We start from the raw sequence: 26,501 nt of genomic DNA, 5'->3' as shown, positions 1-26,501 counted from the left end.
ATAAGTGGAGGATTCAATATTGGTTTTAAGTGAAATTAGCAGTAAAGAATTTAGAGACATGGTGCGGATTGCCTCTCACCGGATGAGCAAGAACGTGCAATTCGTCAATGATCTAAATGTTTTCCCAGTTCCTGACGGCGACACTGGCACGAATATGAATCTCACGATGGAAAGCGGGGCTAAGGCCGTTTACGAAAACACAAGCAGCAGTGTCGGCGACTTGACCGAAAGCCTGGCTAAGGGGATGCTGATGGGCGCGCGCGGCAACAGTGGGGTTATCACCTCCCAGCTCTTTCGCGGCTTCTACAAGGCAACTCAAGGCAAGACCACTTTGAACGCCCAGGAATTGGCAAATGCCTTTAGCAATGGTGTAGCTACTGCCTACAAGGCTGTGATGAAGCCGGTTGAGGGGACCATCTTGACTGTGGCCCGGGTCGGCGCTCAAGCAGGTGCTAACAAGGCAAATGAAACCGATGATGTAGAAGAAGTAATGCAGGCGATCGTTGAAGGCGCCAAGGAAGCTTTGAAGAGCACTCCTGACCTGCTGCCAGTTCTTAAGCAAGTCGGCGTGGTTGACTCCGGCGGCCAAGGTCTGGTCTTTATCTATGAAGGCTTCCTGGAAGGCCTTTTGGGTGAAAACTTCGATGACAAGTACGTGCCAGATGCTGACGACATGAACTCCTTGATCAACGCTACCCACCACCAGGCAGTGCAAGGGCAACTGGCAACTTCCGACATTGCCAACGGCTACTGTACTGAAATCATGGTTGACCTCAAGGCTGACGTGCCAAACAAGAAGCCATTCGACCTGGAAGAATTCAGAAGCTACCTGTCAGAACTGGGTGACTCCCTCTTAGCAGTTTCTGACGGAGAAATCGCCAAGGTTCACGTTCACACTGAATACCCAGGCAAGGTCTTCCTTTACGGGTCACAATTCGGCCAATTGGGCAAGATCAAGATCGACAACATGCGGATTCAGCACGAAACGATCGTTGACAACGAGCAAGAACAACAAGAAAGCGTTGACTTTGCAGTGATCGCAGTGGCTTCCGGCAACGGTGTCCGCAAGCTCTTTGAAAGCGAAGGGGTCAACCGGATCATCTCCGGCGGGCAAACCATGAACCCTTCAACTCAAGACATCATAGACGCCATCACCAAGTCTGGCGCCAAGCAGGCGATCATCCTGCCAAACAACGGCAACATCATCATGTCCGCCAAGCAGGCTGCTGAAGTTGCTGAAATCCCAGTCGGCATCGTGCCTTCCAAGACTATCCAGCAAGGTTTAACTGCTATGCTGGCCTTCAACCCGGAAGCCAGTGTTGACGCGAACGTTGAAGCCATGACTAATGAACTTGGCTCTGTCAAGTCCGGTGAAGTAACCCGGGCAACCCGTGACACTGAAATCAACGGCGTTGAAATCCACAAGGGCGACTTCATTGGTATCGTTGATGGCACTATTGTGGTTGACGACGTTGATCCAATTGTCGCAACTGTCGCTATGACAGAAAAGATGCTGGATGAAGACTCTGAAATCGTGACCGTGATGTACGGCAGCGATGCTACTGAAGAAGAAGCCCAGGCAGTTGTTGACCGCTTGGAAGCAGCTCACGAAGATGATGACTACGAATTCGAAATTCACGACGGTGGCCAGCCAGTTTACAACTTCTTGATTTCTGTAGAATAATGACTTTAAACGAGGCTATTTTCAGACCGGTGACGGCCTTGAAGGGCGTGGGGGCCAAGACGGCAGAAGCTTTGCAGTCGCTGGGCATTTACAGCATCTACGACTTGCTCTTCTACTTCCCTTACCGCTATGACGAACTGGAGAACCTCCCGCTGGACCAGCTGGAGGACGGACAGAAGGTCATGCTGAAGGGGATCGTGGCCACCAACCCCTACCAGAATTACTTTGGCTACCACAAGAGCCGGGTCAGCTTCAAACTACGAATTGATCATGATATTATCATGGTCAATTTTTTTAACCAGCCATGGCTGGCCAAGCAGCTGAGCGTGGGCCAGGAAATCGCCGTCTATGGCAAATATGACCTGAGAAAGCAGAGCCTGTCAGCTTATAAGCTCTTAGCCAATAAAAACAGTGATGACGGGATGGCGCCGATTTATTCGGTCAACCGGCAGATCAAGCAAAAGAAGCTGCAGACCATGATCGACCTGGCGATTGCCGAAAGCATGGATGAGATGGGCAATGCTGTGCCAGAGGAGTTGCGGAAGCACTACCGGCTCATGGCTGACCAGGACCTGGTCATCGCCATGCACCACCCTAAAGACCTGACTGAGGCTAAGGAAGCCCGCCGAAGCGCTGTTTTTCGGGAATTCTTCCTCTTTCAAATGCAGCTAGCCTTGATGTCCAGCCAAAATAAGAGCCACAGTGGTTATGCCAAGCATTACGACCTGGAAGAAATCGGCAAGCTGACCAAGTCTCTGCCTTTTGCCCTGTCTCCTGACCAGAAAAAGGTGATTAATGAGATCTTTGCCGATATGTTTGTTGACCAGCAGATGCAGCGCCTTCTTCAGGGGGACGTTGGGTCCGGGAAAACCGTAGTGGCCGTGTTTGCCATTTACGGGGCAGTGACGGCTGGCTACCAGGCGGCCTTGATGGCGCCAACTGAAATTCTGGCCAACCAGCACTATCACAAAATTTCTGCCATGCTGGAAGATTTCGGCGTCCGGGTGGCCCTCTTAACGGGATCAACTAAAACCATGGAGCGGCGGGAAATCTACAAGGAGCTGGCTGATGGCAGCATCAATGTGGTGATCGGCACCCATGCCTTGATCCAAGAGCAAGTGGCCTTTAAAAAGCTGGGCCTGGTTATTATCGACGAGCAGCACCGTTTTGGCGTTGTCCAGCGCCTGGCCTTGATCAACAAGGGGGACCGGCCGGATATCCTGGCCATGACGGCGACCCCGATTCCCCGTTCATTGGCCTTGACTGTTTATGGCGACACCGCCTTGTCAGAAATCAGACACCTGCCAGCCGGCCGTAAGCCGATTAAATCCTACTGGAAGACCAGCAGCCAGCTAGATGAGGTGTATTCATTGATGCGCCAGCAACTGGCGGAAGGCTTCCAGATTTATGCGGTTACGCCCTTGATCAGTGAGTCGGAAACGATTGACCTGGAAAATGCTGAAGCCCTGCACGACAGGCTGGCCGGTGAATTTCCAGACCAGGAAGTTGTCCTTTTGCATGGGAAAATGGCGGCAGCTGACAAAGAGCAGATCATGGACCGCTTTGCGGCAGGGGAGGTCGATATTCTGGTTACTACCAGCGTGATTGAAGTTGGCGTTGACGTGGCCAATGCCAACTTGATGGTCATCTTTGACGCTGACCGCTTTGGCTTAAGCCAGCTCCACCAGCTGCGTGGCCGGATCGGCCGGGGGCAGACGCAAAGCTACTGCGTCTTTTTAGCTGACCCGAAGACAGAAGCCGGCAAGCAGCGAATGAAGATCGTGGCTGAAACTAACGACGGCTTTAAGCTCGCCGAAGAAGACCTCAAGATGCGGGGCGAGGGTGACCTCTTTGGCAAGGCTCAGTCAGGCCTGCCGGAATTCAGGACGGGCAGCGTTGTCAGCGACTACCAGGTCATGGTGGTAGCCAGGGATGAGGCCAAGCGGATCGTCCAGGCTGATCCGGACCTGAAAGCAGAAAAGTTGGCAGACCTGCAAGCTGTGATAAAATATAAGAAATTCGTACAAGCGAGAGCTTAGTCCAATATAGAAAAAGAGATTATTGATGAGAAAAATCGCGATTGACGCCATGGGCGGGGAAAACGCTCCTGAGGCGATTGTAGAAGCAGTTTTAAAGGCCAAGCCTGAACTGCCGGAAGACAAGTTTATCTTCTTCGGCGATGAAGGCAAGCTGAAAGAGCTGCTGCCAGCAGGCGATGACCAGATCGAAATCGTGGCCACCACGGAAGTTATTCTTGATGAAGATGAGCCAGTCAAGGCCATGCGGACCAAGAAGGATTCTTCCATGGTCGTGGCAGCTAACTGGGTCAAGGAAGGTAAGGCAGACGCTTTGCTGTCACTAGGCAATACCGGGGCCCTGTTAACCTGCGGGATCTTCATTGTCGGCCGGATCAAGGGCGTGGCCCGGCCAGGCCTCATGCCGACCATGCCAGTTGAATCTTCAGATGACGGCTTCAACATCATTGACGTTGGCGCTAATGCTACTAGCAAGCCGGAATACCTGCTGCAATGGGCGGAAATGGCCTCCTACTATGCGGAAAAGGTCCGTGGCGTTTCCAAGCCAAGAGTAGCTCTTTTAAACAATGGGGCTGAATTCGACAAGGGCGACGACCTGCACAAGGAAGTCTACCAGCTCTTGCAGGACAGCTCCCTGAACTTCACCGGCAACATTGAAGGGCACGAACTCTTGCAAGGGAAGGCCGACGTTGTGGTCACAGACGGTTTTACCGGCAACGCGGTCTTAAAGAGCATCGAAGGAACGGCCAGCGTCATCATCCACATGCTGAAAGACGGCCTTTTGAACAATGGTGTTAAGGCCAAGCTAGGGGCCCTGCTGGCTAAAGACGCCTTGAAGTCTGTAGCCAGCCGCTTTGACACGGCCAAGTATGGCGGGGCAGTTTTGCTCGGCTTAAACTCACCAGTCGTCAAGCAGCATGGCCGGTCAGACGCCCGGGCCGTCTACTACGCGGTTAAGCAGATCGACAAGATTTTGGCTGAAGACTTAACAAATACCTTTAAGCAAGAATTCAGCAAGTAAGGATAAGAAAAAGAAAATAGCCCAAGCAAGCGGGCAGTTAGAAATTATAGGAGAAAGAATAATGACTGAAGCAGAAATTTTTGACAAGATTGCCACTTTGATCGCTGACAACTTCCAGCTGGACAAGGACAAAATCACTATGGACACTAACTTTACCAAGGATCTGGACGCTGACTCCATCGACTTGGTAGAATTCATCATGCAGATGGAAGACGAATTCGGCGCTGAAATTCCTGATGAAGACGCTGCTAAGATTATCACAGTCGCTGACGCGGTAGCTTACATCAAGGGCCACCAAGGCTAAAGTGCATTGAAAACGAAATGAAAACAACTAATATTTAATTAGCATTTGCCAAAGAAAGATCTGCGGCAAATGCTTTTTTTGTGGTCTCTTTCCAGGAAATGGCGGCAAATATGATAAAAAGCAAACAATAATTTAATGATTATGATGTGGATTGGCAGAAATGATGAAGAAATAACTAAAAAGCACTAGAAAATAATTAAAAAACTATTGCAAGAGATTTGAAAAAGGTTAAAATTTACTAGTGTAGTATTTATTTACTGACTAATAATTATTTTGAAGGAGAAAAAAGTTGGATAATCAGCAAAACGTTTTACTAGACGTCGAAAAGCTTCATACCGGCTACCGCCTGCAGGGCAAGTTCTATGACGCGGCTGATGGCATCGGTTTTACTCTCAAGCGCAACGAAGTTTTGGCTATTGTCGGCGAAAGCGGCTGCGGCAAGAGTACGATTGCCTCCAGCATCGTTGGCCTGTATGACCGGAAAAACACCCGGGTCGAAGGAGAAATTAGGTACAAGAACCTGAACTTGGTCAATTTGAGTGAGGATTTGTTTAACCAAGTTCGCGGCAACAATATTGGCATGATTTTTCAAGACCCGATGGCCAGTTTGAACCCTTTGATGAAGGTTGGGGACCAGGTAGCGGAAGCCTTGCTTTACCATACGGATATGAACAAGCAGCAGCGCCGCGACCGGGTGATTGAACTCTTCAATCAAGTAGGGATGCCTAAGCCGGAAGCCATGTATGACATGTACCCGCATGAACTTTCCGGTGGTTTGCGGCAAAGAGTCGTCATCGCGATGGCGGTGGCCTGCAAGCCGGAAATTATCATTGCTGACGAACCAACGACTGCTTTGGACGTGACCATTCAAGCCCAGATCCTGGACCTGCTCAAGAAGATCCAGAAAGAATCGGACTCTGGCATCATTTTGATCACCCACGACTTGGGCGTTGTAGCGGAAACGGCTGATGAAGTTGCTGTGATGTATGCGGGGCAAATTGTAGAAAAAGCTGATGTGAAAACTTTGTTTACTCATCCTTTGCACCCGTATACCCGGTCACTGTTAAATTCCATTCCACAGTCAGATGATGACAAGGATGACCTGCATGTAATCCAGGGAACTGTTCCTTCACTGAAAAACATGCCGCGGACCGGCGACCGCTTCGCGGCTAGAATTCCTTGGATTCCAGCTGAAGCGCATGAAGCAGACCCGCAGCTGCACGAAGTTGAGCCAAATCACTTTGTCCGCTGCACCTGCTGGAAGACTTTCCACTTTCAAGATGAAGGATAGGTAGCAAGTATGGCAGAAGAAATTATCCAAGTTAAAGATCTGAAAGTCCACTACCCAGTCCGGTCGGGCTTTTGGAACAGAATTACTGATTATGTCCGGGCAGTTGACGGGGTTTCTTTTTCAATCAAGGAAGGGGAAACTTATGGCTTGATCGGTGAATCAGGCTCCGGTAAGTCCACGACTGGCAAGGCAATCGTTGGCGTGGAGAAGGTGACCAGCGGGCAGATTCTCTACAAGGGTGAAGACATAACCAAGGAATCCGTCCGCCGGAAGATGAACTACAACAAGGACGTGCAGATGATCTTCCAGGACTCCATGTCCAGTCTTAACCCCCGCAAGCGGATTGAAGACATTATCGCAGAACCGATCCGGAACTTTGAAAATTTGACCACTGACCAGGAACGTGACCGGGTCCAGGAACTGCTGAGCATCGTCGGGATGCCAAGTGACGCGATTTACAAGTTTCCCCATGAATTTTCCGGTGGTCAGCGGCAGAGAATTGGGATTGCCCGGGCAGTTGCCACTAATCCGAAATTAATCGTGGCCGATGAGCCAACGAGTGCTTTGGACTTGTCAGTTCAAGCCCAGGTTTTGAACTTCATGAAGCACATCCAACAGCAGTACAACATTGCCTTTTTGTTCATTTCCCATGACCTGGGCGTGGTCAAGCACATGTCAGAAAACTTGGCAATCATGCACCGGGGCCGGTTGGTGGAAGTGGGCAGCCAGGAAGAAATTTACAAGAATCCGGCGCACATTTATACCAAGCGCCTCTTGTCCGCGATTCCGAAGGTTGATGTTGAACACCGGGCGGAACACGCAGCCAGACGGCGGGAAATCGAACGGGAATTTTTGCAGGACCAGGCAAACTGGTATGATGCAGATGGCCGGGTCTACCCATTGACCGAGGTTGGCCCCAACCACCAGGTAGCCCTGCCTAAAGAGCAAATCAAGGGAGGAGAATAGCAAATGTGGAAAACAGTCTTAAGACGGGTTTTGATCATGATCCCGCAATTGATCCTGCTTAGCATTATTGTCTTCATGCTGGCCAAAATGATGCCAGGGGATCCCTTTACCGGTTTGATCAACCCTAACTCAAGTCCTAAGGAAATTGCCCGCTTAAAGCAGGCATATGGTTTGAATGACCCGGTACCGGTGCAATACGTACGCTGGATTAAGAACCTCTTGCATGGTGATTTGGGGCAAAGCTACATCCAGCACGTCCCAGTAGCATCTTTGATTGCCGACCGGGCCCAGAACACTTTCTGGCTTTCGCTTTTGTCAACCTTCTTTCTTTACGGCATTGCTATCCCGATGGGGATCAGCGCCGGCAAGCATGAAGGTGAATGGCAGGACCGGGCAATCTCAGTTTTTAACTACGTGACATATGCTATCCCAGGCTTTGTCTTCTACCTGCTGGGCCTTTGGCTTTTCGGCTTTACTCTGGGCTGGTTTCCGATCAGCGGGACGGTTGCCGCCAATGCCAGTGGCTTCTGGGGTGTTTTCTTTAGCCGCCTGCAGCACATGATTTTGCCAGCAATTCTCTATGCGATCATCGCCACGACTGGGACAGTGCAATACCTGCGGACCGGGATCATTGACAACAAGGTGGAAGACTATGTTAAGACTGCCCGTAGCAAGGGCGTGCCGGAAAAAGTCGTCTTCAACAAGCACATCTTGCGGAATTCTTTCCTCCCGATCGCTGCCTTTATGGGGAACACCATCACCGGTCTGCTTGGCGGGTCACTGATCATTGAAACGGTCTTCTCCTTCCCGGGGATGGGGAAGCTTTTCCTTGACTCAATCAGCCAGCGTGACTATACCACTTTGACGGCCTTGATTATGATTTTCGGGACCTTGACCCTGCTGGGCAACCTGCTGTCTGACATTATCATGAGTCTGGTTGACCCGAGAATTCGCGTGAAGTAGAGGTGAAATGATGGCTTTATTTACTGTTGGTAAAAAGAAGCAGGATGACCGGGCCCAAATTCCACCATCCGCTTTAAAGATTACTTTTAGAGAAATTTTTAAAAGCAAGGCTGCGACTATAGCCTTTTGCACCATTGTCGTTATTTTGCTACTTACCTTTGGCGGTTCTTTATTCCTTGACAGCAGCAAGGTTACTGAAATGCACATTTTGGAATCATACGCCGGCTGGGGACAAAACGGCCACTTGCTGGGAACTGATGACGGTGGCCGGGATATTTTGAATCTGTTGATCATGGGCGGGCGCAACTCGATTATGATTGGTCTCTTGGTCACTCTTTTCTGTGAACTGGTCGGCTTAATAGTCGGCCTTGTAGCCGGCTACTATGGCGGCACTACTGACTCCATCATCATGAGAATCGTTGACTTCGTGCAGATTTTGCCGCAAATGCCAATTTTAATTGTTTTGGTAACGGTTCTGCCAAACTATAATGCCATGACTTTGGTTCTGCTGATTTCGATGTTCGGCTGGACGAGTGAAGCCAGATACTACCGGTCATTCATTCTGTCACAAAGAGAAAGAGACTATGTTTTGGCGTCTAAGACTTCAGGCTCTTCAAATACCAAGATCATGTTCCGGGAAATTCTGCCAAATATTGCATCAATGATCATCATCGATGTCGTTTTGAGCGTTTCCGGCAACATCGGGATTGAAACTGGCTTGTCTTTCATCGGCTATGGTTTGCCAACCAATATTCCATCTTTGGGGACCTTGATCGGTTTTGCCAGTGACCCGGTTAACATCATTGACCGGCCGTGGCTCTGGCTGCCGGCAACTGTCTTGCTTTTGATTATCTGCTTGAGCATCAACTATGTCGGCCAGGCCCTGCAAAAGGCTGGCGACGCCCGGCAAAGAGAAAACTAAAAAACAATTAGCATTAAATTAAATTTCTCATTGACTTTTAAAATCGAACTGCTAAAATAAAAAGCATGAAAGATAAATTTTGTGAATTGCTATCACGATAACTATTCATATGCTATGTGTTTTATCTTTTGAATATATTGTGTGGAGGTAAATTAAATTATGAAGAGAAGAATGCTCGGAACATTTGGAGTACTTCTGGCCGGGGCAGCTTTGCTGGCCGGTTGCGGCAAGAGCAGCTCCAGCTCCAGCTCCAGCAACAGCGGGGCTAAGGATGCCAAGAAATTCCCGGAAGCTACGGCAACTGCAACTGCCAAGAAGGGCGGCAGCATCACTATCGCAGAAGAATCTGACACGCCGGTCAAGGGTGTTTTCTTGAACGAAGTTTCCGACAGCCAATATGACCAAGACTTTATGGCTTTTGGGAATGAAGGTCTGTTTGCAACCGATGATCAATACAAGATCAATAACAAGGGTGCCGCTACCTTCAAGATGGACCGGAAGGCCAAGACGGTCACTATTGAAGTTAAGAAGGGGGTCAAGTGGTCTGACGGCAAGCAGGTAACTGCCAAGGACGTTGAATACTCTTACGAAATCATCGCCAACAAGGCCAGCCAGTCATCCCGCTACACCAGCTCACTTGCTGACATCGTCGGCTTGGCAGAATACCACGATGGCAAGTCCAAGAAGATCTCTGGGATCGAAATGCCTGATGGTGAAAACGGGCGCAAGGTGGTTCTGCACTTTAAGGAAATGAAACCAGGCATGACCCAGTCCGGTAACGGCTTCTTCTGGGAATATGCCGCACCTTACCACTACTTGAAGGATGTACCGTTCAGCAAGTTGCAATCCAGTGACAAGGTCCGGAAGAATCCACTCTTCTTTGGTCCTTACAAGCTCTCCAAGCTGGTCCGGGGCCAATCAGCTACTTGGGTAAGAAACCCTTACTACTACCGTGGCAAGGCCAAGCTGGACAAGATCACCATCTCTGTGATCTCACCAAATTCAGCTTCCCAGGCAATCAAGTCCAAGAAGTTTGACATGATCGACGTTGTTAACTCCCAATGGAAGGAAGTTAAGGGGACTAAGGGCTATAACTTCGTTGCCTCAATTCCATTGTCATACTCATACATGGGCTTCAAGGTCGGCACGTGGGATAAGAAGACCGGCTCAGTCAAGATGAACAAGAACTCTAAGATGAGCAACCGCTATCTCCGTCAAGCCATGGGTTATGCCATGAACGTTGATGAAGTAAACCAGCACTACACCCAAGGCTTGTCTTTCAGAGTTAAGACTCTAGTGCCAGAAGCCTTTGGTGACTTTTATGACAAGAGCGTGAAGGGCTTCCCACTGAACATCAAGAAGGCCAACGCTTTGTTGGACAAGGCCGGCTACAAGAAGAAGAAGGGTGAAACCTACCGCCGGGATCCAAATGGCAAGAAGTTAACCATCCACCTGGCAGCCATGAGTGGGTCTCCAAACCAGGAAGCAATCGTGCAAAACTACCTCCAGCAATGGAAGAAGATCGGCCTGCACGTAACTTTGACCACTGGCCGTTTGATCGAATTCAACTCCTTCTATGACAAGGTAGAAAACGATGACCCATCAGTAGACGTCTTCATGGCCGCATGGTCCCTGTCCAGTGAACCTACCCAAGATGACCTCTACGGTCCTAAGGCTCCTTTCAACTTTGAACGTTTTGCAACTAGTGAAAACACTAAGCTGCTGAAGGAAATGAGCAGTGACAAGGCCTTTAACCACAGCTACCGGGTACAAAAGTTCCACGAATGGCAACAATACATGCAAAAGGAAGCCTTTGTAATTCCTTTGAGTAACTCATACTCGATCACTGCGGTTAACAGCAAGCTGGTCAACTACTCAACTAAGCCATCAAAGACAGCTACCCTGTGGTACGAAACTGGCTTTAAGAAGTAAAAGATAATAAATAATTTCTCAAAAGAGGAGGTTTTCCCTCCTCTTTTTTCTGTTCTCCCGGCTTAGGGCCCGGTCTTGCCGCTTTTGTTATGGTAAACTATATTATGTAGCAATTTAGCAAAAGGACTCTTGATTGATGAAAAGACTAACGAAAATAACGCTTTGCCTGCTAGTGGCCCTAAGTCTGGCGGCCTGCGGGCAAAAGACGGAGAAAAGCAAGCAAAATGGCAACAGCGGGGCAGAAGATGCCATGCAGTTCCCAGTGGCTACCAGTTTTGTCAAGACGAAAAAGGGCGGCAGCATCAAGGTAGCCTTAGAAACTGATACTCCTTTCACGGGGATTTTTTCTGATGAACTGGCTGATTCAACAACTGATGCCACTTTGGCCCAGTTTGGCTCTGAATCTTTATTTGACACGGACAACAGCTACAATATCACGGACAGCGGGGCGGCAAGCTTCAGCCTGGACCGGCAGGCCAAGCAGATCACCATTAATATTAAAAAAGGAGTCAAGTGGTCTGACGGCAAGCAGGTCGTGGCTAAAGACGTGGAATATGCCTATGAAGTAATTGCCAACAAGGCTACAAAAAGTTCTAACTATACTTCTTCCCTGCAGGATGTGGTGGGCTTGAAGGAATACCATGACGGGAAAGACAAGACGATCAGCGGGATCGAAATGCCAGATGGGGAAAATGGCCGCAAGGTCGTGATTCACTTTAAAGAAATGCACCCGGGGATGCTGAAGTCCGGTAACGGCTACTTTTGGGAATCTGCCCTGCCATATCACTACCTTAAGAATGTGCCTTTCAGTAAGCTGAGAACCTGCATCGAAATCCGCAAAAAGCCTGTTTACTTTGGACCTTACAAGGTCCAGAGCATTGAAGCGGGCCAGAAGGTGGTTTGGACCCGCAATGAATACTACTGGCGGGGGACGCCGAGCTTGAGCAAGATCACCATCTCCATTATTTCGCCAAAGTCGGTCTCCACGGCCATTAAAGAAAGAACTTACGACATCATCGAAGTTGTTAACTCCCAGTGGCAGCAGATCAGGACTACAAAAAACTACAGGTTCGTGGCCACGATTCCTTTGAGCTACAACTATCTGGGCTTCAAGCTGGGGAAGTGGGACGAGAAGACCAACTCAGTCAAGATGAATAAGAATTCCAAGATGGCCAATAAGTCTCTGAGACAGGCTATTGGCTACGCGATGAACGTCACCCAGATCCAGCGCAAGTATACGTCTGGCTTGACCTTCCGCATCAAGAGCTTGATCCCGTCGCAATTTGGCGACTACTACGATGACAAGAGCAAGGGTTATCCTTATAACCCAGCTAAGGCGAAAAAGCTTTTGGACAAGGCAGGCTACAAGCTCCGGTCGGGGGAAAAATACCGGCGTGACCCGCAGGGGCATAAGCTGGTGATCCACCTGGCTGCCATGACCGGTGACGCCAGCCAAAGCAAGATCATCAACAACTACATTAAGAAGTGGAAAGAAATTGGCTTAAACGTCAAACTGACCACTGGCCACCTGCTGGAATTCAATACTTTTTACAACCTACTCTTCCAAGATGACAGCCAGGTCGACATGTTCATCGCCGGCTGGACTTTAAACAATGAGCCTTCCCAAAATGGCATCTACGGGGCGGGGACCCAGTACAACCTGGAGCGTTTTGCTACCAAGACCAATACCCAGCTTTTGGAAGCGATGGACTCAGATGCCGCCTTTAACATCAACTACCGGATCAAGGTCTTCAAAAAGTGGCAAAGGTACATGCAAGAGCAAGCCTTTGTAATTCCTTTGACCAGTTCCTACAAGATTACAGCCATCAACAAGCAGCTGGTCAACCTCTCTTATGAACCGGCAGAAATGAACAACAGCCATCCATTATGGTATAAAATCGGCTATAAAAAATAATCTGCGACTCTGTTTTGTCCATTTGCCGGACAAGGCAGAGTTTTTTCTTGGATTTAGGTAAAAAAGCCGCCCTTATGGCGGGCTTTTGATATAATTCTTAGTGTTATGAAAGGATGTATAGTTCATGGTCTCAACTAAATTTATTAAAATGCTGGATGAAAAATACGGGATTCGCTTCAAGGATGTCCGCTTGCTGGAGGAAGCCTTTACCCATTCCTCCTATGTCAATGAAAATCCCGGCAAAACTTTGGGGAATTATGAAAAGTTGGAATTTCTGGGAGACGCGGTATTGGAATTCACAGTCTCTGACTACCTTTACCGCCACTTCCAGCACTTAAATGAAGGGGAACTGACCAGATTGAGATCAAATATCGTCCGCACTGAAGGCTTCTCAAAAGTGGCCCTGGACTGCGGCTTTAAAGAAGAAATCAACCTGGGCGTTGGCGAGGAAAAAGCTGGCGGCCGCAAGCGCAAGGCCCTTTTGGAAGACGTCTTCGAAGCCTTCAACGGTGCCTTGTTCTTAGACCAGGGGATTGAAGCTGTCGAAAAGTTCCTTAGACAGACCGTTTATCCTTTAATCGCGGCTGGCTACTTTACCCCGTCTCGGGACTTTAAGACAGACCTGCAGGAACTTTTGCAGCAAAACGGCAGCGTGACCATCGAATACCGGGTGTTGAATGAGAGCCAGCAGCCGCCCCACTTTGAAGTTGAAGTCCTGGTCGACGGAAAGAAGCTAGCTAGCGGGGAAGGACGCAACAAGAAGAAGGCTGAGCAGGACGCGGCCAGCCACGCCTTGGAGCACTTGAATGGAGGAAAATAGTGCCTTTAACTAGTTTGATTTTGGAAGGCTTCAAGTCTTTTGCAGACAAGACGGTGATTGACTTTACTAAAGGGATTACCGGCATTGTCGGCCCTAACGGGTCAGGCAAGAGCAACATTACTGAAGCCATTCGCTGGGTCATGGGGGAAGGCAGTGCTAAATCCCTGCGTGGCCGCAACATGAAAGACGTGATTTTTGCCGGGAGCCAGTTCCGCAAGCCCTTAAACCGGGCAGAAGTGACCATGGTTTTCGACAACCGACACCGGGAACTGGATTTTTCAGCTGACCAAGTCTCAATTACCAGGCGGATCTTAAAGTCCGGCGACAATGAATACTTGATCAACCAGCAGCCGGTCCGTCTGCGGGATGTCCGGGCGCTCTTTCTGGATTCCGGCATTTCCCAAAACAGCCTGGCTATTATTTCCCAGGGGCGGGTGGACCAGATCCTCAATTCCCAGGCCCGGGAAAGACGAGGAATTTTCGAAGAAGCAGCCGGGGTGCTCCACTTTAAGCAGCAAAAGCAGCAGGCTCAAGGGCAGCTGGAGACGACCAATGACAACCTGATCCGGATCAACGACCTGGTCAACGAGCTGGAGAAGCGGCTGGAGCCCTTGCATGAACAGAGCTCCTTGGCCCAGGAATACCAATTCCAAAAAGCCGCCCTTGATGAGGACTTAAAGACCCTGCTGGCCTTTGAAATCGCCGACTTGGCCCAGGAAGAAAGGGAAGTTTCCCAGAAATTGGCCAAGAGTCAGGAACTTCTAAGCCGGCTGGACGCGGAAGTCAAGCAGTCCCAGGCCAAGCTGGCAGCCAAGCGGCAGGAATTCCAGCTGGAAAGCCAAAAGCGGGACCAGGTGCAAGCGGAAGTCCTTAAATTGACCAACCGGCTCTCAGAAATCAACACTTCCTTGCAGGTTTCCCAGCAGTCCCGGCAGTTTGACCAGGCAACTAGGCTGGAATACCAAAGACAGCTGGCTGATTTAAAGGAAAATCTGGCGGCTACGGATGCGGAAATCAGCAAATTGGCTGACCAGGAAGCTGAATATGTCGGGCAATTGGATCAGCTGAAAGGCAAAAGACAAAAGCTGGTCGACCAGCTGAAAGAAGACCCGGCCAGCCTCAAGTTGAAAGTAGAAGACCTGCGCTCGCAATACATTCAGACCTTGCAGGACCAAACCAGTGCCAACAACCAGCTGGTTTACCTGGAAGGGGAGATCAAGCGGGCCAAAGAGAGCAAGGACCAGCGCTATGAAGATGCCTCCAGCCAATTGGCCAAGAGCCAGGAAGAACTGGAAGGCTTGCGGTTGAAAGGGCAAAAGCTGCGGGCAGAAATTGACCAGCTGCAGGCGGAATTAAAGGAAGCCAGCGACCAATTAGGGAAATTAGCTGCCGAACAGCAGGTTGCCCAAAAGCAGCTGCAGGCAGATTTGACCAACCTCCAGCGGCTGACTGCCCGCCGGGATGCCCTGGTCAATATCCAGAAGCGGCATGATGGCTACTATGCGGGGGTCAAACAGGTTTTAAACCAGCCAGACCGCTTCCCGGGCATTATCGGGGCAGTTGGGGAGCTTTTAACTTTCCCGGCTGACCTGGAAGCAGCCATGACGACTGCCCTTGGCGGCAGCGTTCAAAGTCTGGTAGCTAAAGACCGGATGGCGGCTAAAGATGCCATCCAGCAGTTGAAGGTCAGAAGACTGGGCCGGGCAACTTTTTTGCCCCTGGATGCATTAAGATACCGGGCAATTCCCGCTTCAACCCGGCAGGCTCTGGAACGCTTTGCCGGCTTTCAAGGCCTGGCCAGCGAATTGGTTGAGGCTAAGGGCGATACTGACATTTCAGAAGCTATCCAGTACCTGCTGGGCAGCATCATTATCGTTGACAATATGGACACGGCCCTGGCTGTCTCCAGGCAGATCGGCCACTACCGGGTCGTTACCCTGGACGGGGATGTCATCAGTCCCGGTGGGGCCATGACTGGCGGGGCACGCAACCAGCGGAATAATTCCCCTTTGCAGACAACGGCTGAAATCAACAAGACGACCGCCATGCTGGAGGAATTAGAAAGACAGTTCCATATCAAAGAAGAAAAGCTGGCAGACTTAGACAAGCAAGTTAAAGACAAGCAGGAGACCCGGGAGCAAATCAGTCGGGACCTGCAGAGCCTGCAGCAGGACTTGAGCGCGGCAGTCTTGACCTTCCAAAGCCAGGAAAAAGAAGTCAAGCGCCTGGAAAGCGCCGTTCAGCTCTACCAGGTCCAGCAGGCTGAACAAGCTGCCTACCTGGCAGATTTGACTGGCAAAGTAAAGGCCCAAAAGATTAAGAAGGAAGAGCTGGCCGCTTTGGCCGACCAGCAAAAACGCGACCTGGCCAGCCTACAAGAGACCATTCAGAACTACACCGATTTAAACCAGGGTGTGCAAGAAAAATTGGCTGAGCTTGACCCGCAATTGGCGGTTTTAGCCAACAAGCAGGAAAACCTGCAAGCCAGAAAGGCTGAGCTCGGCCGGCAAAAGGCAGCTATCCAGAAGCAGATCGGGCGGCTGGAAGAAAAAATGGCTGCTTTGGACAACTCCAGTCAATTGTCAGCCAGCAAGAAAGAGGAGCTGGGCCTGGAGAAAGACCGGCTCCTGGCTGAGCAAAAAGACAAGCAGGCTGACCTGGATGCAGCTAGCCAGCTTTTGGGCCAGCTAAACGGGCAAATCAACCAGCTGGAAGCCGTGGCGACCAGAAACTATGACTTGCGAAAAGACGCGGCTAGTGAACAAGAAGAGTTCTCAGTCAAGCTGGCCACGGTTAAAGGCCAGCTCAAGCAGCACCTGGACAGTTTAAGGGAAGACTACTCTTTGACTTATGAAGCCGCGCTTTCCCAGGCCAAGCTGGAAAATACGAAAGAAAACCAGCAGAACCTGCGCCGCAGCGTCAAGCTGCACCGGATGTCTTTGGAAGACATCGGCCCGGTCAACTTGGGCGCGATTGACGAATATAAGGAAGTCAAGGACCGCTATGACTTCTTGAAAGGGCAGCAGAACGACCTGCTGGAAGCAAGAAGCAACCTGCAGCAGTCGATGGATGAATTGGACCAGGAAGTCAAGGACCGCTTCGGTCAGACTTTCCAGCAGATTTCGGCCTCTTTCAGCCGCCTTTTCCCGGTGGTCTTTGGTGGAGGCAATGCCCGCTTGACCTTGACGGATCCGGACGATTTGCTGGAGAGCGGGGTGGAAATCATCGCCCAGCCGCCTGGCAAGAAACTGCAGCGCTTGAGCCTTCTGTCCGGCGGAGAGCGGTCGCTGACGGCGATCACCTTGCTTTTTGCCATGCTGGAAGTCAACCCAGTGCCATTCTGCGTGCTGGATGAAGTGGAAGCGGCCCTGGACGATGCCAATGTCGTCCGCTTTGCCCGTTTCCTGCGCCAATATGACAGCCAGACCCAGTTTATCGTGATTACGCACCGGCGGGGGACCATGGAACAAGCCGACCAGCTCTACGGGGTGGTCATGCAGGAATCCGGGGTATCCCAGATTTTGTCGGTCTCCTTGAAAGATTTAAAAGATGAGGTATAATCGTGGGATTATTTGATCGAATCAAAAAGAGCCTGTTCGGCCAAAAAGACGAAGAAAAGCCAGAAGAAGTCAAGGCTGACCAGGAAGAAGCCGCAGAAGAAAATGCTGAAACAGAAAATGAGGCAGTTGCAGAGACTACTGAAACTTCTGAAGAAGCGGTAGCAGAAAAGGCTGAAGAGCAAGAAGAAACCGCTGATGAAGAATCTACTGAAGCAGCTGAAGAAGAATCTGCTGAAGTTACAGAAGATGTAGAAGAAGAAACAGAAACTACTGAAACTGCAGAAGAAAAGACTGAAGCTGAAGAAGAGACCACTGAACCAGCAGAAGAAAGTACAGAAGAAAAGACAACCGAGCTCTATGAAAAGGGGCTGGAGAAGTCCAACAAGGGTTTTGGTGCCCGCCTCAATGCCTTTTTGGCCAAATTCAGAACGGTTGACGAAGACTTCTTTGACGACTTGGAAGAATTGCTGATTGAATCTGACGTTGGCTATGAGACCAGTGAAGAACTGACTGACCAGCTCAGAGAAGAAGCCAAGCTACAAAAGGCCAAGAGCCGGGATGACTTAAAGCGGGTCATTGTTCAAAAGCTGGTGGAAGTCTATGACGAAAATGCCAACAGCGAAAACGAAAAGCTGGCCTACGATCCAAACGCCAAGCCAAATGTCTACCTCTTCGTCGGCGTCAATGGGGCCGGCAAGACCACTACGGTCGGCAAATTGGCCAAGCGTTTCCACGACCAGGGCAAGAAGGTTCTGTTAGTCGCTGCCGACACTTTCAGAGCCGGCGCGGTTGAGCAGCTGGTTGAATGGGGCAAGCGGACCGGTGTTCCAGTCGTAACTGGCCCAGACAAGGCTGACCCGGCTGCCGTGGTCTACGACGGCTTAGAGCGGGCGATCGCGGAAGAAACAGACTATCTCTTGGTTGACACGGCCGGCCGTTTGCAAAACAAGGTCAATTTGATGAACGAGTTGGAAAAAATCCAGCGGACCATCAAGAAGCGCCTGCCAGATCAGCCGGCTGAAACCCTCCTGGTTCTGGACGGGTCAACTGGCCAAAACGCCCTCCTGCAGGCCAAGGACTTTGACAAGACGACCAAGCTGTCTGGTTTAGTCTTAACCAAGCTGGACGGGTCCTCCAAGGGTGGGGTGGTTCTGTCCATCCGCCACGAAATGAAGCTGCCAGTCAAATTGGTTGGCCTGGGCGAAAAGGCAGAAGACCTGGCCGACTTTGACGCGGCCAACTATGCCGTCGGCCTCTTCCACGACCTGCTGTAGTTTTAAAAAAAGCTGAACCGCTACTTCCGCGCCCGGGTGGCCGAAGTAACCGACCAGGCCCAAGGCCTCACTGGCGAAGAACTGACCACCTTTTTGACCAAGGCTAACCAGGAAACGGTGGCCCACTGCCGCCAGGAAATCGAAAAGCTTTGGGGCCAGCTCTTTAAGGAAGCCATCAAGCTGTCCAAGCTAACTTTTAATATGGACAAAAATCTCTAAAAGTACTGCACTTGCAGTACTTTTTGCTATACTGGTAATTAGGTGAAAAAGATGGATGAATTGAGCAAAAACGAAGCTCTGGGTGACCTGTACGCCATGTACGGCGCCTTGCTCACCCAGGGCCAGCAGGATTATTTTGAAGATTATTACTACAACGACCTGTCTTTAGGCGAAATTGCCGACAACCGGAATGTTTCAAGACAAGCGGTCTATGACAATTTGCGGCGTAGCGCCAAGTCTTTGGAAAAATACGAAGACAAGCTGCGGCTGCTGGCCAGTTACGGCCAATTGGAAGAAGGCATCAGCCAGGCCTTAGCCAGCCTGGCCGCCGGTGACCAGGAAACGGTCAAATTGCAGCTGGAAGACTTGCTGCAGATAATTAGAGGAGAATAAAATGGCATTTGAAAATTTAAGCGAACGTTTGCAGAAGGCCCTGCGCAACTTGACCGGGAAGGGGAAGATCTCTGAAGAAGACATCAACGCCGCCTCCCGGGAAATCCGCCTGGCCCTGCTTGAAGCCGACGTCAACTTCAAGGTGGTCAAGGACTTTATCAAGACCATCAAAAAGCGGGCCCTGGGCCAGGAAGTGCAGGAATCACTGACTCCAGGCCAGCAGGTCATCAAGATCGTCAATGAAGAACTGACCAAGATGATGGGGGAAGAAGCGGTCGGCTTAACCAAGTCACCGCACATCCCAACTGTTATCATGATGGTCGGTCTGCAAGGTACTGGTAAGACCACCACGGTCGGCAAATTAGCCTACCGCTTGATGAAGGAAGAAAAAGCCCGGCCGTTTTTGATTGCCGGCGACATCTACCGGCCAGCGGCCATTGACCAGCTCAAGCAAATCGGGGCGGACTTAAAGGTCCCGGTTTACAGCGATCCGGAAGAAAAGAGCGTGGCCAAGATTGTAGAAGACGGTCTGGCAGAAGCCGCCGTCCACAGAAACGACTACGTGATCATCGACACGGCCGGCCGGCTGGAAATCGACGAACCTTTGATGAAGGAACTGGAAGAAGTCAAGGCGGTCACCCAGCCGGACAACATCCTCTTGGTAGTTGACGCCATGACTGGGCAAGTCGCTGCTGACGTGGCCAAGACCTTCAATGAACGCCTGGACGTGACTGGGGTCATCTTGACCAAGCTGGACGGTGACACCCGGGGCGGGGCCGCCTTGTCTATCAGAGCCATCACCGGCAAGCCAATCCTCTTCACTGGGCAAGGGGAAAAGCTGACCGACCTGGAAGTCTTCCACCCGGACCGGATGGCTTCCAGAATCCTGGGCATGGGGGACATGCTGACCTTGATCGAAAAGGCCCAGCAGGACTACGATGCCAAGCAGGCGGAAAAAGTTGCCCAGAAGATGCGGGAAAACACTTTTGACTTCAACGACTTTATCGACCAGCTGGAACAGGTGCAAAAGATGGGGCCGCTGGATGAAATCATGAAGATGATTCCCGGTATGGCCAATAACCCGCAATTGAAGAACTTCTCAATCGATGAGAAGCAGATCGCCCACACCAAGGCCATCGTCTACTCCATGACGCCAGCCGAAAGAGAAGACGAAAGCCTGCTTAACCCGAGCCGGCGCCGGCGGATCGCGGCCGGGTCAGGCGTGCCGATTGTGGAAGTCAACCGGATGATCAAGGAGTTCAAGACGGCCAAGGACATGATGTCCAAGGTGACCAAGGGGAACTTCAAGGACTTGGAGAAATTGCCTGGCATGAACAGCCCGATGGCTAAGATGGCCATGCGGCGGATGGGGAAGAGCTTCAAGAAGAAGAAGGTCAAGAAAATGAAGAAGGTCAAGCGCTTCCACTCATAATTTTAAAAAAGAGCAGGCTGTTAAGTAAAAACACTTTACAGGCTGCTTTTTGGGTGTTATAGTATAACTATTAAAATTTAGGAGGACTAATTAATGTCAGTTAAGATTCGTATGCGCCGTATGGGTGCCAAGAGAAAGCCATTTTACCGGATTGTTGTAGCAGATTCACGTGCACCTCGTGACGGCCGCTTCATCGAAGAAGTTGGTTACTACAACCCAGTTTCACAACCAAAGGAATTGAAGCTTGATGAAGACAAGATCTTTGAATGGCTGAAGAAGGGTGCACAACCTTCAGACACTGTTCGTTCACTTCTTTCAGGCGCTGGCTTGATGGCTAAGTTGCACGACGAAAAGTACAACAAATAATTGGAAAAGGTTTGGGGCACTAGCTTCAAACTTTTTTTGTTGAAAAGGAAAAATATACACCATGAATTACTACAATGTTGGCAAAATTATCGCGACCCATGGCTTGAAGGGTGAAGTCAAGGTCGCTTTGACCACCGACTTTCCAGAAGACCGTTTCAGAGCTGGTTCCCGCCTTTACCTGGGCGACGATAGCCGGGAAGTGACGGTAGCTGCTGGCCGGCCCTTTAAGCAGTTCTGGCTGGTAACTTTTGCGGAAATCACTGATATTGACCAGGCGGAAAAGCTGAAGGGGACGGAAATCTTGATCAGCGAAGAAGACCAGGGGGAACTGCCTGACGGGGTCTACTACTACCGAGAGCTCTTGGGCTGCAAGGTCCTGGACGATGAAAGCGGGGAAGAAATCGGCGAATTGACTGATATCGAAGCGCCAGGCGCCAATGACATCTGGGAAGTAACTGATGAAAACGGCAAGAGCTTCTGGCTCCCATACATCCCGCAGGTCGTTAAGAGCGTGGATGTTGATAAAAAAGAAGTCCGGGTTGAATTAATGGAGGGCTTGAGATAGTGAACATCAACGTATTGACCCTGTTTCCTGAAATGTTTACCCCCTTGCAGGTTTCCCTGCTGGGCCGGGGCCAGGAAGATGGCAAGTGGAAGCTGAACCTGGTCAACTTCCGCGATTTTTCTGACCGGCCGCACAAGTCAGTCGACGATACTCCTTATGGGGGCGGGGCCGGGATGGTTCTCCAGGTCAAGCCGATCAAGGATGCCCTTGATTCACTGGAAAACAAGGGCAAGGTCATCATTACGGCTCCCCAGGGGAAGACCTTCAATGAACAGATGGCCCAGAAATGGTCTAAGGAAGAAAACCTGACCTTCATTTGCGGCCACTTTGAAGGCTTTGACCAGCGGGTTTACGACCTGGCTGACGAAATGGTCTCAATCGGTGACTACGTTTTGACTGGTGGGGAACTGCCGACCATGAGCATGATCGATGCCACTGTCCGCCTTCTGCCAGGGATTCTGGGCAATGCCATGTCTACAGTTGAAGAATCCTTCTCAGACGGCCTTTTGGAATATCCGCAATACACACGGCCAGCTGATTTTGAGGGGCAAAAGGTGCCGGAAGTCCTCCTTTCAGGCAACCATGGCAAGATCGATGAATGGCGGCACTACCAGGCTTTAAAGGCCACCAAGCTGCACCGGCCGGACCTGCTGGAGAAGCGGGACTTGACCCCGGAAGAGGTCAGAATGCTGCGGCAGATCAGAGAAGACGAGCAGGCTGAAGAAGACAAGCTATAGAAAAGGGGAATTAGATGACCCTGCAATGGAGAAAGCTTTTTTCCAACCGGATCCTGGACCGGGGAAGGGATTACTGGAAAAAGGACTGGGTCTACGCGCCAAGCTACAGTGAATTGCCGGCCAGCATCCACTGCCGGGTTGGCAAGCCCGGGCAAAGCTATGACGTAACGATTGACTTCTCTGATGACTGGAGCGAGATCAAGTGGATGGACTGTGACTGCCCTTACGCGGCTGAAGGCTACAACTGCAAGCACGAGGCAGCCTGCTTGTACGCCACGGAGCTTTTTATTGAAGGGATGCAGGCCATTCAAGAACCCTTGACCAGCGAATTGCCTGCAAGCGACCGCAAAAAGCGGCAGGAAGAGATTATTGAAAAGGTCTACGGCCTTGGCAGAAAATATGTCAACTATATTTTTGATCCTGGCAAGATTCTTGCATCGGTTGACTTTGACCCGGTCCTTTGGGAGCGGATCTGGGATAATCCGGCCCTGGCCCATTTGGGAGCCGTTAACCTGGATGACAGCCAGGCTAATGATAAGCAGCCCCTGTTAACGGCTACCGGCTTCATCCATTTCGCCAACCGCGGGAACAGGAACAAGGTCAACGTTAAAGTTGGCCTTAAGCAAGTAAGCGAGCTGAAGTGCAATATTGCGGAATGCAAGCAAGACGAAATTACCGGCCCTTGCCGGCATGAAATTGCCCTCCTGCAGAAGCTGGTCTTGATGATCATGCGGGAAAACCCGGGTGAAGTAACTGACTACCAGGCAGACCGTGCCCTGGCCAGGGCAGAGATGCTGGAAGAATTCGACCAGGATGCCTTAGAGGGCGTGAAGCTTTTGGCCCAGCTGGAGAAAGAGCCGGGCGGTTCTTTTTTAGTCAAGTTTAAAGTCGGCCAAAAGCGCCTTTACGTGGTGAAAAACATCCAGAATTTTGTCGATGATGTCTTAAGCTGGCGGCCAATATCCCTGGGCAAGGAAGAAGTCTTGGTATCACCAGATTCTTTTGACCCGGCCAGCCAGCGCCTGTTCAGCTTCTTGGCTACGATCGCGGCAGATGGGGCAGACATTTACGGAGAGTCAAAAAGAAGCATTGAGATTGCTTCCGGCCGGATTGACGGCTTTTTCGCGGCGGTTGAAGGCAGCGAAGTCGAAAACTTGGACAATAAGCAGGTCGTCCCTGCTAAGCGGGGCGAACTGGAAAAAGCTGAGCTTGAGATCGATGTATACGGGGGCCGGGGGATCAGCATTACCGGGATTTGCCCGCCGGTTCTCCGGGGGATCCGGGCCAGCTACCAGCTGACAGATGAAGCATTTGTTGCTGGCAAGCTCGGCAATATGCTGTACGCCCTTTTTGGCAACAAAGAAAACATTGACGTGTCCTTTGACATAAACCAGCTGAGCCAATTCAAGGCTACTGTCCTGCCTCTTTTGAAAAAATACAGCAACTTGACCATTAGCCCGGCTGCCCAGCAGCTTTTAGAAGAAGCAGGAGGCTTGGAAAATAGCCAGCTGCGCCTGGATGTTGAGGGCGATGAAGTAGTTGGCCAGGCCCGGGTCTTTTATCAAGGCAAGGCGGTCCGCTTGGGCGCAAGCGGGGAGCGGGCAATTAAGCGGGACTGGTACAAGGAAGAGAAGCTGGCTGCTCTGCTGGAGAAATTTTTTGACCTGGAAGACGGCGACTGCCGCTTGGATAAAGGGGATGACGAAGCGGTATACCAGCTTTTGGAAGGGATGCCAAAATTGTTCGCCGCCTTTGATGAAGTTGAAGTTACTCCAGCCTTTAAAAAGCTCAAGCTTAAAGACAGGCTGAATCTGGCTTTTGGCCTTTCCTTAAGTGACGGGCTTTTGCGCCTGGATCTGAAAAGCGAGCTTACGCCAGAAGAATTAGCGGAGGTCTTCAGCCAGTACAAGGACCGGAAGAAGTATATCCGCTTGAAGAACGGCAGCTTCCTTAATCCAGCCAGCCAGGACTTGGGAAAGCTGGCCCTTTTAGCTAAAAACTTAGATTTAACCGCTAAGGATTTTGGCAAAGAACAGCTGGAAATGCCGGCCTACCGGGCCCTTTACGTCGACCAGCTCTTAAAAGAGCAGGAGATGGGCGAAATTGAAAGAGACGACCACTTCCAGCAATTACTTGCTGACTTTGACCAAAAAGAAGCGCCGCTAAAACTGCCAACCGGCCTAGAGAAGATCCTCCGGCCTTATCAAAAGACCGGGACTGCCTGGATGAACCGGCTAGCTCAGCATGGCTTTGGCGGGATTCTGGCGGATGAAATGGGTCTGGGCAAGACCTTTCAGGTGATCAGCCTCCTGGCCAGTCAAAAGGACCAGCCGAGCTTGATCGTGGCTCCGGCCTCTCTCGTTCTTAACTGGGAAGCTGAGTTTAAAAAGTTTGCCCCGGAAATGAAGACGCTGGTTTTGTCTGGCTCTAAGAAAGAACGAAGCGGGCAATTGGCAGACTTGACTGAAATTGACGTTGTAATCACGTCTTATGACCTGCTTAAGCGCGATATTGCCAACTATGAGCCGCATACTTTTGCCTATGAAGTAATCGATGAGGCGCAGATGATCAAAAATCCGCGGACAGCCGCGGCTAAGGCGGTTTCCGTGGTTAAAGCCAAACACCGCTTTGCCTTGACCGGGACGCCGATTGAAAACCGCTTAAGTGAGCTCTGGAGTATTTTTAACTTCGTCATGCCGGGCTTTTTAAAGAGTTACCGGGAATTTAAGAAGGATTTTGAAAGTCCGATCGTTAAGGAAGACGACCAGGACTGCTTGAACCGGCTCAATCAGATGGTCGGTCCTTTTATCCTCCGCCGCTTGAAAAGAGACGTCCTCAAGGACCTGCCGGACAAGCTGGAGGAAGTCCGCTATGTCGGCATGGGCAAGGAGCATAGAAAGCTCTATGACGCTGAAATTGCCCGCTTGAAAAATAAGGTTATGGCTGAGGACGATGAAGGTATCAGGCGCGAGCAGATAGAGATTCTGGCGGCATTGACCAGGATCAGGGAAATCTGCTGCGACCCGGGCCTGCTTTATGAAGACTACAAGGGCGAATCTGAAAAGCGCCTGGCCTGCGTGGATTTGATCAAGAGCGCGATTGACGGGGGCCACAAGGTCCTGCTTTTCTCCCAGTTTACCAGCATGCTGGACCTGCTGGAAGAAAGCCTGAAGGCAGAGGAAATCGTCTTTTTACGGATCGATGGCCAGACTCCTAAAGCCAGACGGATGACTTTAGTCAACGTCTTCAACCATAAAGACAGTCCGGCTAAGGTCTTCTTGATTTCCCTTAAGGCCGGAGGGACGGGCCTTAACTTGACCGGGGCGGATACCGTCATTCACTATGACCCATGGTGGAACGTGGCGGCCCAGAACCAGGCAACTGACCGGGCCCACCGGATCGGCCAGGAAAAGAAGGTAACGGTCTACAAGCTGATTGCCAAGGATACGGTTGAGGAAGCTATTTTGGACTTGCAGGAAGCCAAGAGCCAGCTGGCGCAAGGCATCTTGACGGCAGAGTCTGTTTCCAGCGCCAGCCTGCAAAAGGAAGACTTGCTCAAGATTTTGGACTAAAGAAGCTTGCTTTGCCTGGTTAAAGATGGTATTCTATTAGACGTGGTATTTTGCCAATAAAGATTAGGGGTGTTCCGCTGGCCCAGAGAGGTTGATGAATGCCGTAGAAGGAGAGACAATAATGGATCCATTAATTCAAGAATTGACTAAAGAACAACTTCGTGATGACATGCCTGAATTCCGTGCCGGGGACACTGTTCGTGTTCACGTACGTGTTGTTGAAGGTACTCACGAACGTATCCAGATCTTCGAAGGTGTCGTAATCAAGAAGAAGGGCACTGGCATCGGTGCTACTTACACTGTTCGTAAGATCGCTTCCGGCGTTGGCGTTGAACGGACTTTCCCAGTTAACACTCCACGTGTTGCCAAGGTTGAAGTTATCCGTCACGGCCGCGTACGTCGTGCTAAGCTTTACTACCTGCGGACTCGTAGCGGTAAGGCTGCTCGTATCGCAGAACGTCGTCGTTAATTCTGACAACGAATCTGAAACTGCTTTGCATTTTGCAAGGCAGTTTTATTTTTGCCAAAA

20 protein-coding genes and 1 pseudogene are annotated in these 26,501 nt (G+C 50.6%); all 21 read left to right on the top strand.

Translation table 11 applies throughout. The annotated features are described in order from the left end of the window. Positions 1-19 precede the first annotated feature (19 nt). Positions 20-1,684: a DAK2 domain-containing protein gene (locus tag LJ046_RS07780; protein WP_002879713.1), complete on the top strand. Its 1,665-nt coding sequence runs from the start codon at positions 20-22 to the stop codon at positions 1,682-1,684. Then, positions 1,684-3,723 carry an ATP-dependent DNA helicase RecG gene (gene recG / locus LJ046_RS07775; protein ID WP_002879715.1) on the top strand — a complete coding sequence of 680 codons (2,040 nt, stop codon included), beginning with the start codon at positions 1,684-1,686 and terminating at the stop codon, positions 3,721-3,723. Before LJ046_RS07780 ends, recG begins: the two co-directional genes overlap by 1 nt. A 25-nt stretch (positions 3,724-3,748) precedes the next feature. Beyond that, positions 3,749-4,741, top strand: coding sequence for a phosphate acyltransferase PlsX (plsX, locus tag LJ046_RS07770; protein ID WP_002879716.1), 993 nt, complete (start codon positions 3,749-3,751; stop codon positions 4,739-4,741). 61 nt (positions 4,742-4,802) lie between these two features. Next, positions 4,803-5,045 carry an acyl carrier protein gene (gene acpP / locus LJ046_RS07765; protein WP_002879717.1) on the top strand — a complete coding sequence of 81 codons (243 nt, stop codon included), beginning with the start codon at positions 4,803-4,805 and terminating at the stop codon, positions 5,043-5,045. A 289-nt stretch (positions 5,046-5,334) separates the two neighbouring features. Beyond that, the gene (locus tag LJ046_RS07760; protein ID WP_002879718.1) at positions 5,335-6,336 is read left to right on the top strand and encodes an ABC transporter ATP-binding protein; all 1,002 of its coding nucleotides are present in this window, start codon (positions 5,335-5,337) and stop codon (positions 6,334-6,336) included. A 9-nt stretch (positions 6,337-6,345) separates the two neighbouring features. Continuing rightward, positions 6,346-7,302, top strand: a complete 957-nt coding sequence (locus tag LJ046_RS07755) for an ATP-binding cassette domain-containing protein (RefSeq protein ID WP_002879719.1) — start codon at positions 6,346-6,348, stop codon at positions 7,300-7,302. A gap of 3 nt (positions 7,303-7,305) precedes the next feature. Beyond that, the gene (gene opp4B, locus LJ046_RS07750) at positions 7,306-8,265 is read left to right on the top strand and encodes an oligopeptide ABC transporter permease (protein WP_002879720.1); all 960 of its coding nucleotides are present in this window, start codon (positions 7,306-7,308) and stop codon (positions 8,263-8,265) included. 10 nt (positions 8,266-8,275) lie between these two features. Beyond that, the gene (locus tag LJ046_RS07745) at positions 8,276-9,187 is read left to right on the top strand and encodes an ABC transporter permease (protein ID WP_002879721.1); all 912 of its coding nucleotides are present in this window, start codon (positions 8,276-8,278) and stop codon (positions 9,185-9,187) included. 159 nt (positions 9,188-9,346) lie between these two features. Further along, positions 9,347-11,119, top strand: a complete 1,773-nt coding sequence (locus tag LJ046_RS07740; protein ID WP_002879723.1) for an oligopeptide ABC transporter substrate-binding protein — start codon at positions 9,347-9,349, stop codon at positions 11,117-11,119. 136 nt (positions 11,120-11,255) lie between these two features. Next, positions 11,256-13,034: an oligopeptide ABC transporter substrate-binding protein gene (locus tag LJ046_RS07735; protein ID WP_035176774.1), complete on the top strand. Its 1,779-nt coding sequence runs from the start codon at positions 11,256-11,258 to the stop codon at positions 13,032-13,034. Between the two features lie 124 nt (positions 13,035-13,158). Further along, positions 13,159-13,854 (top strand): ribonuclease III, encoded by a 696-nt coding sequence (gene rnc / locus LJ046_RS07730; RefSeq protein WP_002879727.1) that lies wholly within the window; start codon positions 13,159-13,161, stop codon positions 13,852-13,854. Then, positions 13,854-17,414, top strand: coding sequence for a chromosome segregation protein SMC (gene smc / locus LJ046_RS07725; RefSeq protein ID WP_002879729.1), 3,561 nt, complete (start codon positions 13,854-13,856; stop codon positions 17,412-17,414). Before rnc ends, smc begins: the two co-directional genes overlap by 1 nt. 2 nt (positions 17,415-17,416) lie before the next feature. Continuing rightward, entirely contained in the window at positions 17,417-18,688 is a 1,272-nt protein-coding gene (ftsY, locus tag LJ046_RS07720) for a signal recognition particle-docking protein FtsY (protein ID WP_002879731.1), read from the top strand. 9 nt (positions 18,689-18,697) lie between these two features. Next, positions 18,698-18,907 (top strand): annotated as a pseudogene (locus LJ046_RS07715) (C69 family dipeptidase); the annotation flags it as partial. A 51-nt stretch (positions 18,908-18,958) separates the two neighbouring features. Further along, entirely contained in the window at positions 18,959-19,300 is a 342-nt protein-coding gene (ylxM, locus tag LJ046_RS07710) for a YlxM family DNA-binding protein (RefSeq protein ID WP_002879735.1), read from the top strand. A gap of 1 nt (position 19,301) precedes the next feature. Further along, entirely contained in the window at positions 19,302-20,732 is a 1,431-nt protein-coding gene (gene ffh, locus LJ046_RS07705) for a signal recognition particle protein (protein ID WP_002879736.1), read from the top strand. 93 nt (positions 20,733-20,825) lie between these two features. Further along, on the top strand, positions 20,826-21,098 hold the full coding sequence (gene rpsP / locus LJ046_RS07700) for a 30S ribosomal protein S16 (RefSeq protein ID WP_002879737.1): 273 nt from the start codon (positions 20,826-20,828) through the stop codon (positions 21,096-21,098). Positions 21,099-21,159: 61 nt separating this feature from the next. Further along, complete coding sequence (rimM, locus tag LJ046_RS07695) at positions 21,160-21,663, top strand: ribosome maturation factor RimM (protein WP_002879738.1); 504 nt, start codon at positions 21,160-21,162, stop codon at positions 21,661-21,663. Further along, a complete protein-coding gene (trmD, locus tag LJ046_RS07690; protein ID WP_002879739.1) occupies positions 21,663-22,400 on the top strand; it encodes a tRNA (guanosine(37)-N1)-methyltransferase TrmD in 738 nt (245 codons plus the stop codon). Before rimM ends, trmD begins: the two co-directional genes overlap by 1 nt. Before the next feature lie 14 nt (positions 22,401-22,414). After that, positions 22,415-25,972: a DEAD/DEAH box helicase gene (locus LJ046_RS07685; RefSeq protein ID WP_002879740.1), complete on the top strand. Its 3,558-nt coding sequence runs from the start codon at positions 22,415-22,417 to the stop codon at positions 25,970-25,972. Positions 25,973-26,093: 121 nt separating this feature from the next. After that, complete coding sequence (gene rplS / locus LJ046_RS07680) at positions 26,094-26,441, top strand: 50S ribosomal protein L19 (protein WP_002879741.1); 348 nt, start codon at positions 26,094-26,096, stop codon at positions 26,439-26,441. Positions 26,442-26,501: the final 60 nt, after the last annotated feature.

Source organism: Lactobacillus delbrueckii subsp. jakobsenii ZN7a-9 = DSM 26046 (assembly GCF_001888925.1).
GTDB lineage: Bacteria > Bacillota > Bacilli > Lactobacillales > Lactobacillaceae > Lactobacillus > Lactobacillus delbrueckii.
Note: the sequence above shows the minus strand (reverse complement) of the source record. Positions and strands in the feature narration are given on the sequence as shown.